At 68.9% G+C, this 18033-nt stretch carries 15 protein-coding genes; 9 read left to right on the top strand and 6 right to left on the bottom strand.

Annotated elements, in window-relative coordinates; translation table 11 throughout:
- Positions 1-36: 36 nt before the first annotated feature.
- The 6 genes from HUO13_RS27065 to HUO13_RS27040 all read right to left on the bottom strand — a co-directional run bounded on the left by HUO13_RS27065 (position 37) and on the right by HUO13_RS27040 (position 8228).
- Positions 37-2208, bottom strand: a complete 2172-nt coding sequence (locus tag HUO13_RS27065; protein ID WP_211897843.1) for a heavy metal translocating P-type ATPase — start codon at positions 2206-2208, stop codon at positions 37-39.
- A 2-nt stretch (positions 2209-2210) separates the two neighbouring features.
- The gene (locus HUO13_RS27060; protein ID WP_211897842.1) at positions 2211-2507 is read right to left on the bottom strand and encodes a DUF1490 family protein; all 297 of its coding nucleotides are present in this window, start codon (positions 2505-2507) and stop codon (positions 2211-2213) included.
- Between the two features lie 156 nt (positions 2508-2663).
- Complete coding sequence (locus HUO13_RS27055) at positions 2664-4100, bottom strand: hypothetical protein (protein ID WP_211897841.1); 1437 nt, start codon at positions 4098-4100, stop codon at positions 2664-2666.
- Positions 4101-4799: 699 nt separating this feature from the next.
- Entirely contained in the window at positions 4800-5534 is a 735-nt protein-coding gene (locus HUO13_RS27050) for a hypothetical protein (protein WP_249124091.1), read from the bottom strand.
- Positions 5521-7134, bottom strand: coding sequence for a vWA domain-containing protein (locus HUO13_RS27045; RefSeq protein ID WP_211903185.1), 1614 nt, complete (start codon positions 7132-7134; stop codon positions 5521-5523). Before HUO13_RS27045 ends, HUO13_RS27050 begins: the two co-directional genes overlap by 14 nt.
- Positions 7134-8228, bottom strand: a complete 1095-nt coding sequence (locus HUO13_RS27040) for a hypothetical protein (RefSeq protein WP_249124090.1) — start codon at positions 8226-8228, stop codon at positions 7134-7136. The genes HUO13_RS27045 and HUO13_RS27040 overlap by 1 nt, the downstream gene beginning before the upstream one ends.
- Positions 8229-8827: 599 nt before the next feature.
- Between HUO13_RS27040 and HUO13_RS27035 the strand changes: the two genes are divergently transcribed.
- From HUO13_RS27035 to HUO13_RS37735, 9 genes are all read left to right on the top strand, one after another.
- On the top strand, positions 8828-9190 hold the full coding sequence (locus HUO13_RS27035; protein ID WP_211897839.1) for a hypothetical protein: 363 nt from the start codon (positions 8828-8830) through the stop codon (positions 9188-9190).
- Positions 9191-9454: 264 nt separating this feature from the next.
- Entirely contained in the window at positions 9455-12898 is a 3444-nt protein-coding gene (locus tag HUO13_RS27030; protein ID WP_211897838.1) for an EAL domain-containing protein, read from the top strand.
- Between the two features lie 48 nt (positions 12899-12946).
- Entirely contained in the window at positions 12947-13456 is a 510-nt protein-coding gene (locus HUO13_RS27025; protein WP_211897837.1) for a winged helix-turn-helix domain-containing protein, read from the top strand.
- On the top strand, positions 13435-14040 hold the full coding sequence (locus tag HUO13_RS27020) for a transposase (protein WP_249124089.1): 606 nt from the start codon (positions 13435-13437) through the stop codon (positions 14038-14040). The genes HUO13_RS27025 and HUO13_RS27020 overlap by 22 nt, the downstream gene beginning before the upstream one ends.
- A 66-nt stretch (positions 14041-14106) precedes the next feature.
- A complete protein-coding gene (locus tag HUO13_RS27015; RefSeq protein WP_211897836.1) occupies positions 14107-15372 on the top strand; it encodes an ATP-binding protein in 1266 nt (421 codons plus the stop codon).
- Positions 15369-15782, top strand: a complete 414-nt coding sequence (locus tag HUO13_RS27010; protein ID WP_211897835.1) for a roadblock/LC7 domain-containing protein — start codon at positions 15369-15371, stop codon at positions 15780-15782. Before HUO13_RS27015 ends, HUO13_RS27010 begins: the two co-directional genes overlap by 4 nt.
- Before the next feature lie 38 nt (positions 15783-15820).
- The gene (locus HUO13_RS27005; protein WP_249124088.1) at positions 15821-16132 is read left to right on the top strand and encodes a DUF742 domain-containing protein; all 312 of its coding nucleotides are present in this window, start codon (positions 15821-15823) and stop codon (positions 16130-16132) included.
- Positions 16110-16706: a GTP-binding protein gene (locus HUO13_RS27000; protein ID WP_211897833.1), complete on the top strand. Its 597-nt coding sequence runs from the start codon at positions 16110-16112 to the stop codon at positions 16704-16706. The genes HUO13_RS27005 and HUO13_RS27000 overlap by 23 nt, the downstream gene beginning before the upstream one ends.
- The gene (locus HUO13_RS37735) at positions 16703-17989 is read left to right on the top strand and encodes a cytochrome P450 (RefSeq protein WP_249124087.1); all 1287 of its coding nucleotides are present in this window, start codon (positions 16703-16705) and stop codon (positions 17987-17989) included. Before HUO13_RS27000 ends, HUO13_RS37735 begins: the two co-directional genes overlap by 4 nt.
- The last annotated feature ends 44 nt before the right edge of the window (positions 17990-18033 follow it).

The raw sequence follows: 18033 nt of genomic DNA, 5'->3' as shown, positions 1-18033 counted from the left end.
CGACAGATTGGCCCCGCCGCCCTCGCCGCTGATCTTTCATGCCTGGCCGTCGCCGAGGTCCGGGGGCGGCACGGGGTGCGGGCTCGGTAATGCCGGGGTGTGGTTGACCAGGCGGGCGGAGTTGGCGACGACGGTGATGCTGCTGGCGTTGTGCAGCAGCGCGGCCAGGACCGGGTTGATGGAGCCGCCGGCGCCCGCGAGGAGCCCGACGACGTTGACACCCAGCGCCAGCGCGTAGTTCTGGCGGACGACACGGAGGGTGTGCTGGCTCAGCTCGACCACGGCCGGCACCTGGCGGAGGTCGTTGCTGGCCAGGGCGATGTCGGCGGTTTCGAGCGTCACGTGGGAGGCCTGGGTGCCCATGGCGATGCCGATGTCGGCCAGCGCCAGTGCCGGGGCGTCGTTGGTGCCGTCGCCGACCATGGCCACAGTGTGTCCGTCGGCCTGCAGGTCGCGGATCAGTTGGAGTTTCGCCTCGGGCAGTGCGTGGGCATGGACCTCGGTGATGCCGAGCTTGTCCGCGACAGCTTGGGCGGCTTCGGGCGCGTCGCCGGTGAGCAAGGCGATGCGGTCGACCCCCAGCTTGCGGAGCTGCTCGATGACGGCTTCGCTACCGTCCCGGATCGCATCCGAGATACCGAGCAGGCCGATCAGGTCTTCGTCGCGAGCCAGGCAGATCACGCTTTCCCGCTGCGCGCGCAGCTGCCGAGCCCAGCCTCGGGCATGATCAGGCAGCTCCAGACCGTAGTGTCGGAGCAGGGCGGGGCTGCCGACGAGCAGCCGGGCCCCGTCGAGCTCTGCTCGCATGCCCATACCGAGCACGACCTCGCAGGCTTGGTGCACGGGGATCTCGAGGTGCTCTTCGTGGGTGCGGCGCACGATCGCCTGCGCCAGCGGGTGACGGGCGTGGAGCTCGCCGGAGGCGGCCAGCGCGAGCACCTCGTCGGCGGTGAAGTTGCTGAGCGCGACGACGCTGGTCACCAGTGGGCGACCGAGGGTGAGGGTGCCGGTCTTGTCGAAGACGACGGCGGTCGCGCCGCCGGCACTTTCCAGGTGGGTTCCGCCTTTGATGAGGGTGCCCCGGCGGGCGCCGTTGCCGATCGCCGCGCTGATCGCGGTCGGGGTGGCCAGGCCCGCGGCGCAGGGACAGGCGATGAGCAGCATCGTCATCGCCCGGCGGGCGTCGCGGGTGAGCAGGTAGGTCAGGCCGGCGAGGGCGAAGGAGACCGGGACGAACCGCCGCGTGAACCTCGTCGCGACGGTCTGCACGGGCGCCTGGTCGGCCTGGGCTTCCTCGACGCGCTTGATGATCCGGCCGACGGTGGTGTCCTGTCCCACCGACGTCGCAGCCACCGTCAGCGATCCGGAGGTGATCACGGTGCCCGCGTAGACCTGCGAGCCCTCGCACACGTAGACCGGCAGCGCCTCGCCGGTGATCGCGGCCTGGTCGACCAGCGCGTTGCCCGCGGTGGCGACGCCGTCGACGGGGATCTTGTGGTGCTCGTAGACCGCGACCACGTCACCGGGCTCGACCTGTTCGAGCGGTACTTCGATCTCCACGCCGTCGCGGACCAGCCAGGCGTGCTCCTCGCCGATGGTGAGCAGTTCCTCGATCGCGCGGCGGGTGCGCCGCAGGGTCACGACCTGCAGGAACTCGCCGATGTTGAGCAGCCACAGGACGGTCAGGGCCACGACGTTCTCCCGCAGCAGCAGGGCGACGACGGTCGCGGCGGTCACCAGCGCGTCGGTTCCGGCGTGCCCGCGTCCGGTCAGGGCGTTGAGGAAGCCTCTGAAGAACGGCAGGCCGGTGAACACGGTGGCCGCACGCAGCACTCCGGACGAACCACCGGCGAACCGCGGCAGGCGAAACAGCCTGCGCAGGGCGACGAACGCGAGTACGACACCGCCGATGACCAGGCGGGTGATCTCGCCTGTCGAGGAGTCCGGAGCCCAGCGCGTGCGTTGCTGTGGCGCGACACCTGTCGGGGGCGCTTCCAACGCGCCCACCAGTTCATCCACGTCAAGCTGCTCCGGGGCGACCCAGATGACCACGTTGCCGCTGCGTGCGAAGACCCGCAGCCCGCGGAGCCCGTCGACGGCACCGATGCGCTGGTCGACCACACCCGCCCCGTCCGGCTTGGCCCGCAGCCACGGCACGACCAGCCGCACGCGGCCGCCGGCGACCGCCCGAACGACCACGCCGGACATGGTCAGTGACCGTGCTCGTCTTTCGCCTGGACCGAGGTCGGCGCGGGAGCCTCCTGGCCCAGCGATTCGTGCGCCTCGGCGACGAGGTCACCGGCCTTGAGCCGGGCTTCCTCAGCGAAGCCGCTGAGCGTGCGTCCGACCACGATGCCGCGCGCCATGGTGTTCACCGCCAGCTCGCGCGCCTTCGGCTTGAGCTGCGGAGCGGCGTGCTCGGCAGCCCTGACCACGGCGACGCCCACCGTCCCCGACACCGTGTAGTGAACGAGCTTCGCGGCGAACGAACCCAGCAAGAAGTGCATGACGTCCCCCCTGTCCTTCGAGCGCACCGACGGCTCGGAGCCGGCGCCGGTCCCCGGGACCTCTGGACAAGCGCCGGAAGGACGCTTTCTCCCGCAACCGCACGGCAGACGAAGACGGACAGTACCGCCCCAGTTTGTGGCTTCGTCAGCGGCGATTCAAGAGGCCGTGGGCGGTGGCGCGCACCGGCCGCGTGGAAATCGTTGCCCCCGCGTCGGCGCGTCGGGACCGCGTCCGGCGGGGGCGATTCGCGCGGAGTTGACGACCACGGCGAGGCCACCGGCGTTGTGCAGAACGGCGGCCAGGACCGGGTTCACCACACCGGCCGCACCGACGAGCATGCCGGCGACGTTGACACCGACAGCCAGCCCGTAGTTCTGCCGCATGGCCCGCCGGGTCCGCCGGCCCAACTCGACCGCGGCGACCACCCTCGACAGGTCGGCATGCGGGATGACCAGGTCGGACACCGCCGCGAGGACCCGCCCTGCCGGACCCACCGCGATGCCGACATCGGCCTGCGCGACCGCCAGGGCCTCGGCCGTCGCGTTGCCGATCACGGCCACCACACGCCCCTGGGCTTGAAGGCCGCGAACCAGCGCCGCCCTGGATTCAGGGGAACCAGGGGCGCGAACCTCGATGTCACCGGAAGCAGCGAGTGGTGACGCCGCGTGTGCGCTCTCCGCGGCGAACACAATGATCGGCCCAGCTCCCCAGGCACGCAGCCGTCGAAGCAGCACGGCGGTGTCGGCCGGCGGGCAGTCGGCGAGCACACCGCTGCCGAGGACGAAGGCGTCCGCGAGACCGAGCGCTTCCAGCCCGCGGTCGCTCGTGGCATGAACACCGCGACGTGCCGACGCCGACGCCCCCGCGGCCGCCGCGGCCGGAGTGGACAGGCCCGTCGCACACGGGCACGCGATCAGCAACATCGACATCGCTCGCCGGGCGTCTCCGGTGAGCAGCAACGTCAGCCCGGCCACCGCCAACGCGGCCGGCGCGAACCGCCGGGAGAACGCGCCCCCGACCGTCGGCCTCGGTTCGCGTGCCGCCCGCACGCGTTGCGCAGTGGTGAGGATCTTCGCCGCTTCCGTCTCCGAGCCGACCGCCGTCGCGCGCACCCGCAGCCGGCCCGAGCGCACCATCGCCCCAGTGAGCACGTGGCTGCCCCGTCCGACCCGGGTGGGAACGAGGTCACCGGTGATCGCGGCGCCGTCGACGACCGCCGAACCGTCGACCACAGTCCCGTCCACCGGCATCCGGTCACCAGCGGAGACCGCCACGACGTCGCCGGTCCGCACCTCCGCAGCGGGCACCTCCACCTCGACTCCCTCGCAGACCAGCCACACCCGGTGCTCGCCCGAGGCCGCATGGCGCGCGGCGTGTCGACGGCTGTTGCGCAGCAGCAGCCCCTGGAGGAGTTCACCGAGGTTGAGCACGGTCAGCACCGCCACCGCGACGACGTTCTGCCGCAGCACCAACGACACGACGGTCGCGGCGGTGACCAGGACGTCAGTTCCCAGTTCCTTCCTCCGCGCCAAGCCGAGGGTGGCGCGCCGGAGGAAGGGGAAGCCGATGAACGTCGCCACCAAGCCGGACAAGCCCGAAGCAGCGCGCCCGGCCAGCCTCCGCCGGAGAAGCACTCTGGCTGCGCCCGCAACACCCAGCACCAACGCTCCGGTGATCAGACGACCGGGCCCGAGACCGACCGGTGCGCGCCTCTCGGAGAGTGCAGGGGCAGGCGGCGTGGCAGGTGGGGTGCCGAGCGCATGCACCAGGCGGCCCGGATCGCCGCGACCGTCGACCCATGCAACGACGTGGCCGGTCCGCGGGAAGAACCGTGCTTCCCGAACACCCTCGACCGACGCGAGCTTGTCAGCGACCAGGTCGACCAGACCAGGCTTGCGCACCAGCCACGGCACCGAAACGCGGATACGGCCACCGGCCGCAGCAACTACGCGCACCGGTTCAACGGGGACCGCCGGAGGCTGTTCATCCTGCCGGGCACGCGGACCGGCCACCGTCGCCACCCGGTCGGACGCCATCCCACCCGCCTCTCCTCAGCCGTCAGCGCGAGCCGCAGACTAATCACAACGATTGTCATTCTCAATTTCTCGGCTTCGGGTGTGGCGAGCAGCACTCGACGCGGTTGTCGATGCTCCGGGCTGGGCGGGGTAGGCGAATGAGTTGATGCTCGGACACATCGCTGACGGGGTGTCGACAAGCAGTAACGCGGCGAGCACGCTGCTGCTGGGATAGCTCAACCGAGGTACACCGGCGCGTGCGTGGATCGAGCCGAGTCAGCGGAAGATCGCGAGCGCCCACATCTTGAGGACGCCGGCCTGCTCGTCCCAGGTCTCCACCTTGCCGAGCACGCGCGCCGAGAACGGCGCCCTTTGCTCCGGCAGGGCATCCTGCTCGCGGAGTCCGCTGCGGGTGATCTTGACCCGGACATGGGCGTCGCCGGAGGGGTACGGTGCGCGCAGGCGCACGTAGTCGGTGTCCGACCCGTCGCCTTCCTCGTACTCCTCGAAGCGCCCGTCGATCGACAGCAACATCCTGCTGTCGCTCAGCTTCGCGACACCGGTCGGGTTGTCGGTGAGGGTCCTGTGCGCGTGGATCTCGTCCTTGTGGAAGTCGGCGTAGACGATCGCGTCGGCCTTCTCCAGCTCGTGCACGACCTTGCGGATAGCGGTGATCGGCGATTCCTCGGCCTCGAAGGACTCTGTCGTCGAGCCTTCCCGGTTTCGGCCTCCGACGATGCTGAACAAGCTGTTCTTCACCTCGCCGCGCCCTTCCGCGGTCTCCCGGGTGTACTGCTCCACGCGCTTCTTGAGCGCCTTCACATCGCCCCGGTACTGGAGGATGTCCATCACCAGGGCCTCGTTGAGGTACATGAGCAGCTCGTGGTCGCCGATGACGCCTGTCGTGTCGCGGGAGCGGCGCATGCGGCGCACCTGCAGAACCACCGCCGCGGCCACGAGTCCGGCGCCGGCGAACATGAGGATCCAGAACCACGCGTTATCGACAGCCACGGATCTCCTTGAACGCCTCGGAAAGTGATGTCGCGTTGGCGTCGACCATGCGGCCGCCGGTGGCTCTCGCCGCCCGGTCCAGCTCGCCGGGATTGGCCTCGCCGAAGCGGACGGTGTAGGTGTGCACGGCCTTCGCCGCGGGATTTCGTGCCTGGTGGTTGCGCAGGAAGTCCTGCAGGGAGATGCCGGCGTTGTTCTCGCCGTCGGTCATCAGCATGATCGTGACCGGCTGCTCCGGGTGGTCCCGGGTAGCGGCCGCGGCCTTGGCGTAGGCGGCCTCCAGAGCCGACCACACGCCGGTGGTCTGGTCGAAACGGTCGGCGGCGATGTAGTCCTGGACGGCCTCGAGGTCGGCTTGTCCGGAGATGGTGAAGTCCCGCTCGTCGAGCACCTGGCCGCCGAAACGCATGATGGTGACCGTCTCGCCCTTGTAGAAGCGCACGAACTTGCCCACCGCGGACGGGTCGGCACCGCTGAAACCGGCGAACGCCGATCGCAGGGCGGCGATCCGCGGCCCAGTCATCGACGCCGAGAAGTCGAGCACGAATATCACGTGCGACGGATTGCGCGACTGCGGTCTGGAGTACTCGGCGGCGAGCCGATCGATCGTCTCCTTGCGCTCCGGGAAGTACAGGGTGTTCGTGCTGAACTCCCGGAACCGCGGGTCGCGCGGAACCTGGCTGTCCAGCGGGCGGCGCAGCGTCCGTTCCATGATCTTGCGCTGGCCCTGCTCGGACTTGAACCAGTTCACGACCGTCTCGTAGCTGTCCCGCTTCGCCGGGTCGAGCAGCATCATCGGGTAGTCGGCGAGGACGATGCCGTCGCGCGGGTAGAGGATCTCCAGCGGCTCGCGCAGTTTTCCACTGGCGTTCAGGGAAAGCAACACCGACTCGTAGTTGATCAGGGCGTCCGCGTCGTCCTGGTTGCCGGCGTAGGAGTCGGCGAGCCGGCGCGAGGTGTCGGCGGTGAGGGTGCGCCCGGCGAAGAACCCGCGGAGCCGGTCGCAGCTGACGTCCTCCTCGCGCAGGGCGCCGCCGGTTCCCGCCGCAGCCGTGGCGACTCCGACCAGCGCGGAGAGCCCGCTGCCTGCGTGCTGCGGGTCGGCCATCCCGAAGCGGACCATTCCCATGGCCGACAGGTCGGCCAGATCCGCCCAGGAGAGGTGCTGGTCGGTCGTGGTGGTTCTGAGCAGCTCGGCGACTGCCGGTTTCACACCGATCGCCAGCGGCGAGAACATGAACCTGCTGCTGATCGGCCGCTCTCCGGTGAACCCGATCTGCTTGAGCTTCAGCTCGAAGTAGCGGTCCGTGGACAGCCAGGCGATGTCGTGCCGGTAGTCCCCGGGGGTGAGCGCGTTGGTGGCGTCGATGGTCCCTCGGTGCTCCATGACGAGCTCGATGCCGGTGTCGCGGCGCAGGTCGTCCAGTAGTGGCCCCATGTCGGCGAGTTCGGACGAGGCGAGCACCCGCAGGGTCGTGTGCGGTGGCACGGGCGTCGTGCACGCGGCGACCAGGCCGAGGACGGCGAACAGCACGACGCCGGAGAGCCTTCGACGCCCGGCGCGACGCCGCACGCCCGCGCGATCGCCCAGCCGCATCATCAGCAACCGCCGATCCTGGTGATGAGCATCTCGAACAGATCGAGTGTCGGCAGATAAGCACGCGTGTGGTCGTTGCCCGACGACGGCGCTTCGAGCCCACGATCGTTGAGCAGACGGGTCAGCTGCGGGCTCGCGGTGTCCTGCTCCGCGTCGAGCACGCGGAAACCAAGCTCCACCGCCCGCGTGCGCAACTCCGGATCGGTGCGCAGCAACTGGGCGAGCTTCCTGCCGTTGTCGTTGAGCGCGATGAACGCGGGCTGGGTCTCGAAATGATCGGCAGGGTAGAGCAGTACCCGGTCCTCGTCGGGCTGTCCCACGGGGCGCCGCAACTGGTGAGCGAGGTACTGGTGCTCGTAGATCACGACGATGGGCGCGATCCGCTTGCCCTCCGGCGACAGGTAGAAAGGAACCCGGTCCGGTGTGGGCGCACCCTGTGCCCGGTACAGCGGCTTCATCGACTCGGCCAGCGCGGCCACTTCAGCCTCGGACGAGGCGACGGTGCCCCCGTTCTTGGCGTAGGCGATCAGACCCTGGTAGGTACCGCCGGAGTTGGACAGGCACACGTCGGAGGTGTGGGCCAGCACCAGGTTGTTGTTCTGGATCCCGTGCTCGCGGATGCCGATGTCGTTCCAGCGCCTGCGCAGCTCGGTGAGCTCGACGAACCTGCTGACGTCGATCCGGTAGTACAGCGGGCTGTTGCCGTCTGGATTCATGGGTGTGGCGATGCCCAGCTCGTGCAGCGCCTCGGCGTAGGGCCGATAGGTGGCGAGCACGATCGGGCTGACGAACGGGACGTAGGCCTGGGCGCCCACGTTCGTGTTCATGATCATTTCGGCTGCGGGCTGGCCGGACGGGAACACGAAGTCGTAGCGGGCGACGTCGTGCGTGGCGACCTCACGCGACCCGGAATTGTCGACGATGACCTCGAAGTTCTTGCGCCGCAGGAGCTCCTGGACCTGGGTGTCGCGGAAGAAGTCGACCTTCGAGCCCATCTTGCCCCGCACGACGGTGACGGCGGGCGCGGGCTGGGCGGATCGGACCAGGGCAGGCGTCAGCACCAGCACGACGAGTCCGACCAGACCGAGGGCCAGCACCGAGGTGAGCGCAGGACGAGGTGGAGGTTTTTTGATCTTCAACTGCGGCTCTGCGGCCACGTGCCCCTCCAGCGGTCCCCCACGGCGCCTTCGCTTTCAGGGATACTCGCGCATGGTGAACGTGATCGGAAGAACCGATAACGCTTCAGCTTTCGGTGGGTCGGCGTCACGGCCGACGAGCCCCCACCGGCGTCGGGAACACCATCCCACATCGAGATCACGCGGTTGGCGGCGGCGTGTGCGTCTGGATCGGCTTTCACCGAAGGTGCGTGGAACCAAGGGGCCGGGTGTCCGCCAGGTGACGGGCGAGCGAATTCAGGCCACATGAGTCTCTGTTCTTGCTTGCGCCCTGGAGTCACATTGAGTAGTCGAATGGACCCTTACAGTGACGGTTGCATCGAGGAAAGGGGAGGCGAATCCAAGATCGGCGCACCATCGTCGCGGAGTCTCGGCGCAGCCCTGATCGATAGCGACGGCCGCGCACCGACAGGTGCTTGTTGGGGACCGGGGCTGCCTGGCGTGCTGACAGGAGCACGTGGGCAGATCGTTTCGGCGGGAGCACCGCGTGACCGGCCGTCGAGATTGTCAGGTGAGAGGTCATGACTTCGGAGGCTCCCGGTGGCCCGCGTGCTTCGCTCAGGCAGGCGATCGCGGCTGTGGAGCAGGCCGCCAAGAGCCGGGACTTGCGCGATCGGGCCGGCGACGCGGAACTCGAGGGCCTCGCCGAGGACGTCACGGACGCGCTGCTGAGCTTGCAGAGGCTGGTGGTGGCGGTATCCGAGCGGACGTTGGACATCGATGACCGCCGCCGTCCGCGAGCCCGTTCCGGGGCGGGCCAGGGCAGCGGCGGTTGTGATCCGATCGCCGCGCTGGCTCGCCTGCACGCCGCGCTCCTGGTCGCCGCCGAGCGCGCCGCGGACAGCCACGAGGTGTTTCGCGCTTCGTTGCGCCACCGCGCATAGGCACAAATTGCGGAATGTTGTCCTCGGCTGCCTGCGCTTTGTGAATTGTTTCCTCATCAAGATTTCGGGGCGGATCGCGACGACTCTCCGCTGACGGTCGACAGTGGATGCCTGACCGGAAAGTGCGCGCGCCAACACCCTGTGTGGCCTCGCAGAATCTGTGTCCTGAACACGGGCTTGGAGATCAGGCGTACACCTGATGAGTTTGTGAACACTGCATGAACCCACTCGCTGGGTGGCGTGCGGTCGGGCAGTATCTCTCAGGTGTCGGTGCCGCTTGACGACGTGCGTTTCGCGTATCAGCCGCTGGTCAACGTACGGATCGGCGGCGTCGTCGGAGTGGAGGCACTGGCGTGTCCACCGAGCGGCGACCTCGATGAGCTGTTCGGCAGGGCAGAGCGTGACGGCCTGCTCGCCGAGGTGGATGCTCGGTTGGCCGCGAACGCGGTAGCCGACTTCGCCGGACACGGGACGCTCCTGCCGCTGCACCTCAACGTGTTGGCGAGCACGGTCGCCGACGCTCCCGAGCGGATGGACGCGGTCCGCAAGGCGCTGTGCGATGCCGGGCGCCTCGAACACGAGGTCACTCTCGAAATCAGTCCACCTGTCAGCGGACTGGGCGAGCGGCTGGTGGCCAGTGTGAACGCCTTGCGCGACTTCGGGTTTCGCATCGCCCTGGACCGTGTCGGCGGTGGGGAAGTACCCCTGGAGCTCGTGGCGGACCTGCGTCCGGATGTGGTGAAACTGGACCGCCGTCTGGTGCAGCTCCTTCCGGAGCGACTCCACCGGCTGACCGTCCTGGACTCCGTCCGCCAGGTCTGCGAGGCCACCAGCACCAGAGTGGTGGTGCAGGGTGTCGACAGACAGGAGCACCTGGCGCTTCTGCGGCATCACGGTATCGCCCTGGGTCAGGGCAATCTGCTGGCGCCCACCACCTGGCGACCACCGGAGAACTCGTGGACGTCGTCCACCTGGGTCGACACCGGCGATCCGGCTGTGCCCGTGATCGAAACGCGCTCCGCCGCCGGGCCTTTGGTGACCGACTACATCACACCGGCGACGATGTTGCCCATCGATGTCAGTACTGACGAGGTCCGTCAGACCTTCACCGACGGTCCTGAGATCACCTGCGTCGTGCTGGTCGACGCAGACGGCCGTCCACAGCAGACCATCACGCGCAACCGGTTCCTGCTGGGGGTCGCGGGCCCCTACGGACATGCCCTGCACGTCAGGAAACCCGCAGCGCGGCTCGCCGATGAGCCCCGTTCGGTGACGACCTCGACCACGGCGCTGGAAGCGCTGGACCTCCTCACGCGCTCAGGCCACGAACGTCTCGACGGCGATGCGGTCGTCGTCGACGAGGCCGGCCGCTGCCTGGGGATCGTTCCGGCGGAAGCCCTGATCCGCGGCATGGCCGAGTTCAACGTCGAGGAAGCGGCCTCGCTGAATCCGCTGACGCGGCTGCCGGGAAGTGACAGCCTCGCGCGCGAAGTCGCTCGCCGCATCGACCGCGGTGGCGAGTTCACGCTGAGCTGGTTGGACGTCGACGATTTCCAGACGGTCAACGAGAAATTCGGCTTCGCGGCGGGCGACGAGCTGATCCGCGGCATCGGCCGGGTCCTCGGCGATGCCGCGGCGCAGCTGCCTTCGGTCCGGATCGCCCACCCCGGTCGCGATGATTTCCTGGCCGTCGGCCAACTCGAGGATCTGCGCACCTTGGCGAGGAAGGTCTTCGACACGCCGCACGAGGCCGGCGGCATGCCCGTCACCGTCTCGTTGGCCACGCTGGTGTGTTCACCGGCCATCCGCAGCTATGCCGAGGCGTCACGCCGCCTCGCGCCGTTGAAACGCTTCGTGAAGAACCTGCGCGGAGACAGCTGGGTCTTGTCCCGGCCTGGCACGGAGCAGATCGAGATCCTGCGCGGCAGGAACGAGGACGGCAACCTGCCGTCCGACGGCGGGGGAGCAGAGGCCGATCGACAGCCATCCGATGAGGCCGGAGACTCTTCCGGTGACGGCGTCGCTGCACGGCCAGGGCAGCGGCCTGCCGAGCTCCTGGCCGTCGGTCCGGTGGCGACCGGGGTCTTCGACGAGGCAGAGCGGCTCGTGCACGCCAACGCTTCGTTGTGCGCACTGCTCGGCTACGAGCTGGATCAGCTGCGCGGCATGTCCACATGGGACCTCGCTCACCCGCAGGACGCGCTCGGGGCCTCCCGAAGACCAGTTGCCGGCGCGCGCGAACAGGCGGTTTCGCAACGGATGCTGGTCCGATCCGACGGACGACCGCTGCATTGCGAACTGCACAGCGCGCTGTCGGTCCAGGACGATGGTTCGCAGTTCTGGGTGGTGGCGTTCCAGGACGTCACCCGGTGGCATCAGTTGGCGGAAGACCTCCGCCACCGGGCCACTCACGATCACCTGACCGGCCTGCCCAACCGCGCCACCGCGAAGGAACAGCTCAACGACCTGCTCGGCAAAGCCGACCCGGAAAGCGTCGGGGTGGCGCTCTGCGACGTCGACAACTTCAAGCGGGTCAACGACTCGTTGGGCCACGACGCCGGCGATGACCTGCTGGTCGCGTTGGCGAGACGTCTGGAGGCCGAGCTTCCGCTGTCGTGCACGCCGGCCAAGCTGTCCGGCGACGAGTTCCTGATCACCTGCGCCGATGTTGGCGGTGTCGGTGGGATCGAATCCCTCGCGAGCATCGTCTCGTCGCTGATGCGCACGTCCATGCCGCTGCACGGTCAGCTGGTCCGCGTGTCGGCCTCGGTGGGTGCTGCGGTGCCGACCCGGTCCGCCACCAGCGCCGACGACCTCCTCAGAGTCGTCGACGCCGCGATGTTGCAAGCCAAGCGCCGTGGTCCCGGACGGGTGTCGCTGGCGGGGCCGGGCCGGGTGACCTCCGCCGACCGGCAACTGCGGCTGGAGCGGGAGTTCCGCGACGCCCTCCACGGCGACCGCCTGGGCTTGCACTACGAGCCGATTCTCAAGCGGGACGGGACTCTCGTCGCCGTTGAAGCGCTCGTTCGATGGCACCACCCCGACCGAGGTCTGCTCACGCCCGAGGTGTTCCTTCCGGCGGCCGAGCAAGGCGACCTCCTGCGAGACCTCGACAGCTGGGTTCTGAGCACCGCGTTGCGCGAAGCCGGCAGCTGGCGTGAGCAAGGGGACTGCGCGGCAGGAATCGCCGTCGATCTCTTCGGCCTCGCACCCGACCGACCGGAGTTCGTCGAGAACGTCGCCGCGATCATCGACGGATCGTCCATCAGCGACCACCGCGTCGTCCTGGAGGTTGCGGAAACATCGCTGCTGGACTTGCAGTCACCGGCGCGCAGCGCCCTCGCCAGGCTGGCCGAGAGCGGCGTGCGGTTCGCCGTCGACGACTTCGGCGGCGGCTACTCGTCGCCGGCCCGTCTCAAGGATCTCCCGGCTCGGATCGTCAAGATCGACAGCAGCCTCGTCGCCGCCGTGAGCACCGACGTCTCCAGCCGTGCGGTGACGCAGGCGATCGTGACCGTAGCCCACGCCACCGGGCGGAGCTGCGTCGCCCAAGGAGTCGAGACCGAAGCGCAGTTCCGGGTACTGGGCGAACTCGGCGTCGACGCCTACCAGGGCGGCCTGCTGTCACCGCCGCTCGCCCCGCACGAACTGCGCACCGTTGTGGAACGCGGTTCGCTGCCCGTCCCGAACCCCAGCTACAGAGGTTGAACTTTCAGGATTTGATCACGGCGTGTCGGGCTGACATTGGCTGGTCGGATGCTGTATCTGGTTCGGGTGCGTTATCCCGATGGTGGTGGGCTGACGGCTGAGGGTCGGGCCCGGCGTGAAGCGGTTCGGTTGCAGGCGGCGGAGTTGTTCGCCCGGGACGTGCCGGTGCCGGAGATCGCCAGGCGATTACGGGTGTCACACAACGCCGTGTACGTGTGGCGGCGGCGGTGGCGCTCTGGCGGCGAGGCAGGGCTGGTCTCCAATGGCCCGTCGGGTACTGAATGCCGGCTCGCGCCAGAGCAGTTGGACCAGTTGGCTGCGGTGCTGCGGGAAGGTCCGGCTGCGCACGGCTACACCGAGGACCAGCGATGGACCCTAGCCAGGATGGCGGAGCTGATCGCCCGGCTCTTTGGTGTCCGCTACACCCTGCGTGGAGTCTCGTTGTTGTTGCACCGCATGGGATTCAGCCCGCAGATGCCCGCGCACCGGCCGATCGAACGCGACGAAGACAAGATCGCCACATGGCGTGAGGAGGTGTGGCAGCAGGCAAAAGACTAGCGGCCGAGCGTGGGGCGTGGATCTGCTTCGAGGACGAGGCAGGCCATACGCTACGGCCGCCGAAGGCACGGACTTGGGCGCTACGCGGACACACCCCGGTCATTCCGGTGTCGGGTAAGGGATCTGGCCGCATCTCGGTCGCCGGGCTGTTCTGCGTGCGACCCGGCCAGCGCACACGCCTGTTGTACCGGATCAAGATCCACCGCCCCCGCAAGGGCGAACGCCGCAGCTTCGCCGAGACCGACTACGCCGCCCTGCTCGACGCCGCCCACCAGTACTTGAAGGCCCCGATCGTGCTGGTCTGGGACAACCTCAACACCCACATCAGTGCCGCGATGCGCAAGCTGATCACGAATCGAGACTGGCTGCACGTCATCCCACTCCCGGCCTACGCCCCCGATCTCAACCCGACCGAGGGCGTGTGGTCCCACGTCAAGCGCAGCCTGGGCAACCTCGCCGCCGCCAGCGTGGACCACCTCGCCGCCATCGTGCGCAACCGCCTCAAACGCATCCAGTACCGACCCGACCTGCTGACCGGCTTCCTCGCCCAAACCGGCCTCACCCTCGACCCAGAGCCACCATAATCCTGACCATTCAAACTCTGTAGACGCGAGTCAGGATTGCACGCGGCTCATGTCCACGAGGATCTGATGGAACCACTCATCTCAGCTGTGGCACCCTGGTGCCTTTCCGGGGGCGTCGTCGCCCTCGGCGCGATGTGGCTGCGCCAGCGGCGGATCACGGCACGGCTCCGTCGCCGCGGCGCGGTGCTCGAACGCGGTCTGCGGGAACGGGAGGACGAGGCCGCGCATCTGGTCACGACCCGTCTGCCCGCGCTCACCGATCCCGTGTACCACCGGCCCGCGCAGGTACCGGGCTTGCTGCACCCGGAGCTGCGGGGCACCGACTACGCGCACGAGCTCGAGCAGGTGACGGTCATGTTCGCCGAGTCGGCGGACAAGGCGCTCGCCCGCGCGGACAAGTCGGCACAGGCCGCGCTGAAGGCGGTGATGAAGACGGTCCAAGGCCTGGCCAAGGAGCAGCAGCTCGCGATCAGCACCATGCAGGACGAGCACGACGATCCCACCGTGCTCGAGGGTCTGCTGGAGATCGACCACGCGAACTCCCAGCTCAGCCGGCGGGCGCAGGCCATCGCGGTGCTGTGCGGTTCGTGGGCCGGGCAGCAGCGTTCGGCGGCCACGCTCACCGACGCCGTGCGCGGCGCGACCTCTCGAATCCGGCACTACCTGCGTGTGCGGCTGCACGCGCAGTCCGACGTCGCAGTCACCAGCTGGTCGGTCGAGCCGGTGGTCCTCACCCTCGCGGAACTGCTCGACAACGCCGCGCGCTACTCGCCACCGACGACGACCGTCGAGGTCAACTTCCACCCGGCCCACAACGGCATCGCCGTCGTCGTCGACGACGCCGGAATCGGCATGGACACCGAGGCGCGGGAACGTGCGACGACCGTGCTGTCCGGAGGACGCCGGTCGGTGGACATCACCGCGCTCGGCGACCCCCCGCAGGTCGGCTTCGCCGTCATCGGCGTGCTTGCTGCTCGCTACGGCTTCAGCGTCTCGGTCGACACGGTCTCTCCCTACGGGGGTGTACGTGCCGTGGTCTTCCTCCCCAACGAGCTCCTCACCTCCGTCGCGGCACCAGAGCCCGACCCGCAGATCTCCGAAGCCGACCCGCAAGGTTCCAGCGTGGGCGACCTGCCTGCCCAGCGATCAACGGCCGGCGGGCTCCCGAAGCGGCGTCGCCGCCAGAGGGCGCCCGAGCCGTCCAGCACGGCGCACGAGCCTCCCGCTCGCTCTGCCGGACCCGCCTCGACCGGACTGGGAGCATGGCAGCGCGGCACCCTCTCCGGCCGGAACACCACACCGTCTGACAACGAGGGAAATCGACAGGAATGAACGATTCCGGCAACAACAACCTGGGCTGGATGCTCGACGACGCGATGAGGTTGCCCGGCACGTTGCACGCGGTCCTGCTGTCGGCCGACGGGTTGCTCACCGCCCACTCGCAGGGCATCAGCAGGGACGATGCCGAGCGGCATGCCGCGGGCATGTCCGGCCTGCAGTCCTTGGCGCGCAACACCGCGGCGTTCTGCGGCGACGCGCCGAGCTCGTGGCGCCAGACCGTCAGCGAGTTCGACGGAGGCTACATCTTCCTCGCCGCGGCAGGCGACGGCGCATATGTCGCCGTGTCCACCACGGAGCAGGTCGATGTGGAGGCGGTCTCCTTCCGCATCCAGGAATTGGTCCAGCGTCTCGGCACGTACCTGGCGAGCCCAGCACGAAAGGGCGCGGGCGGTCAGCCGTGACTTCAAGTCGGCGGGGCGAGGGACTGGTGCGGCCGCACGTGATCACCGCCGGACGCGCCCACCCGACCGGCACCGCCCTGGATCCGGTCACGTTGGTCGTCGGCACGGGTCGCTCGCTCAGCGGTGCCACGCCGGAGCAACGTCGTGTGCTCGAGCTCTGCCAGCATGGGGCGTTGTCAGTGGCCGAGGTGGCCGGGCACCTGCGGCTTCCGCTGAGCGTGGCGAAAGTCCTCCTCTCGGACCTCGTCGAAAGCGGCCAGCTGGCCATCCAGGCACCCAGACCGGATGCGCAGGGGCCCGACGTGCATCTGCTCCAGGAGGTGCTCGATGGACTTCGCACGCGCCTCTGAGGACGTCCACCTGCCCACGAGCGTGCGCAGGACGGTCAAGCTCCTGGTCGTCGGCTCATTCGCCGTTGGCAAGAGCACCTTCGTCACGACGTTGTCGGAGATCCGGCCGCTGCACACCGAGGAGATCATGACGCAGGCCGGCGACGGGATCGACGACCTGGCCGAGGTGCGGGGCAAACGCAGCACGACCGTGGCGATGGACTTCGGCCGCGTCACCCTCGCCGACCACCTCGTCCTCTACCTCTTCGGCGTCCCGGGACAGCAGCGCTTCACACCGCTGTGGGACGACATCGCCCATGGCGCGCTCGGTGCCCTGGTGCTCGTCGACACGCGCCGGCTGGAGCAGTCCTTCGACGTCATGGACCTCCTGGAAGAACGCGAGCTGGCGTATGCGGTCGCGGTCAACGAGTTCGACGGCGCCCCGGAGTTCGCCAAGGCCGAACTGCGGGAGGCACTGGATCTTCTGCCGGCGACGCCCTTGACCACCTGCGACGCTCGCGATCAGAGATCGTCGACCCGTGCGCTGATCGCTTTCGTGGAATACCTGCTCGCTACCCATCAGGAGCCCGTGTGACCTCCCAGCACGCAACTGGCGAAGCCCGAGCCCGGCGTTGTCCCGCCCGGCGCACACCGCTGCACGGGCCTGAGTTCGCGGAGGACCCCTCCCGCACCTATGACCAGCTGCGGGAGGAAGGTCCCGCGGCACCGGTCGAACTCGGCCCCGGCGTGCCCGCCACGCTGGTCGTCAGCTACGACATGGCGCTGGAGGTGCTGCGCGACCCGACCACGTTCTCGAAGGATCCCCGCCGCTGGCAGGCAGGAGTCCCGGCCGACAGCCCTGTGCTCCCGATGATGGGCTACCGGCCGAACTGCCAGTTCAGCGACGGCGACCGGCACGCCCGCCTGCGACGGGCCGTCACCGACTGCCTGAGCCACGTCAATCCCAACGCGGTGCGCGAACACGTGGAGCGCAGCGCCGATGCGTTGATCAACGAGTTCGGCTCGGCCGGTGAGGCCGATCTCCTGCCCCAGTACGCGGGGACTTTGACGCTGCGGGTCCTCACCTGGCTCTTCGGCTGCCCGCCCGATCTCGGGAAGCGCTTGCTCGCCGACATGGCGCACATCGCCGACGCAGCCGATGCCGGCGCGGCTGCAGAAGCCGGCGCTGACCTCGACGAGTGCCTTCGGCGCCTCGTGCACTCCAAACGCGGACGCCCCGGCAGAGACGTCACATCCAGGCTCATGGCTCACTCCGCGCAGCTCAGCGATGACGAGGTGGTCCACCAGCTCGTCATCCTCATGGGCATCAGTGCCGAAGCACAGCAGCACCTGATCTCCAACGCGCTGCGCCTCCTGCTGTCCGACGAGCGGTTCGCCGGTGACCTCTCCGGCGGATCCCTCCCCGTCGAGGACGCACTCGACGAGGTGCTCTGGGCGGACCCGCCGATCGCCAACCACTCGATCGCCTATCCCACGCGGGAGGTCCACCTCGACGGCGTTCACCTGCCGCAGGATGAGCCGGTGGTGATCAGTCTCGCCGCTGCCAACAGGGATCCGGCCCGAACCTCCACGCACCGGGTCGGCAACCGAGCCCACCTGGCTTTCGGCGCGGGCCCGCACGGATGCCCTGCCCAGCGGCCCGCCCGCATCATCGCCTCGGCGGCCATCGAGAAGCTGCTCGACCGGCTACCGGAGATGCGACTCGCATGTCCTACCGACCGGCTCTCGTGGCGGCCCGGTCCGTTCTACCGCGGTCTCACCGCACTTCCCGTGCGCTTTCCCCCGGTCGCCGCGGTGCCGCTCCAGGACGATGCTGGAGCGGCACCGCCCTCGGCCGGTGACGTCAATCGCCGGTGAGGTCCCTTGTGGAAAGCGATCCAACCGAACTGCGTGCCGAGCAT

It is taken from the genome of Saccharopolyspora erythraea, from assembly GCF_018141105.1.
GTDB lineage: Bacteria > Actinomycetota > Actinomycetes > Mycobacteriales > Pseudonocardiaceae > Saccharopolyspora_D > Saccharopolyspora_D erythraea_A.
This window is presented reverse-complemented; position numbering and strand designations above follow the sequence as displayed.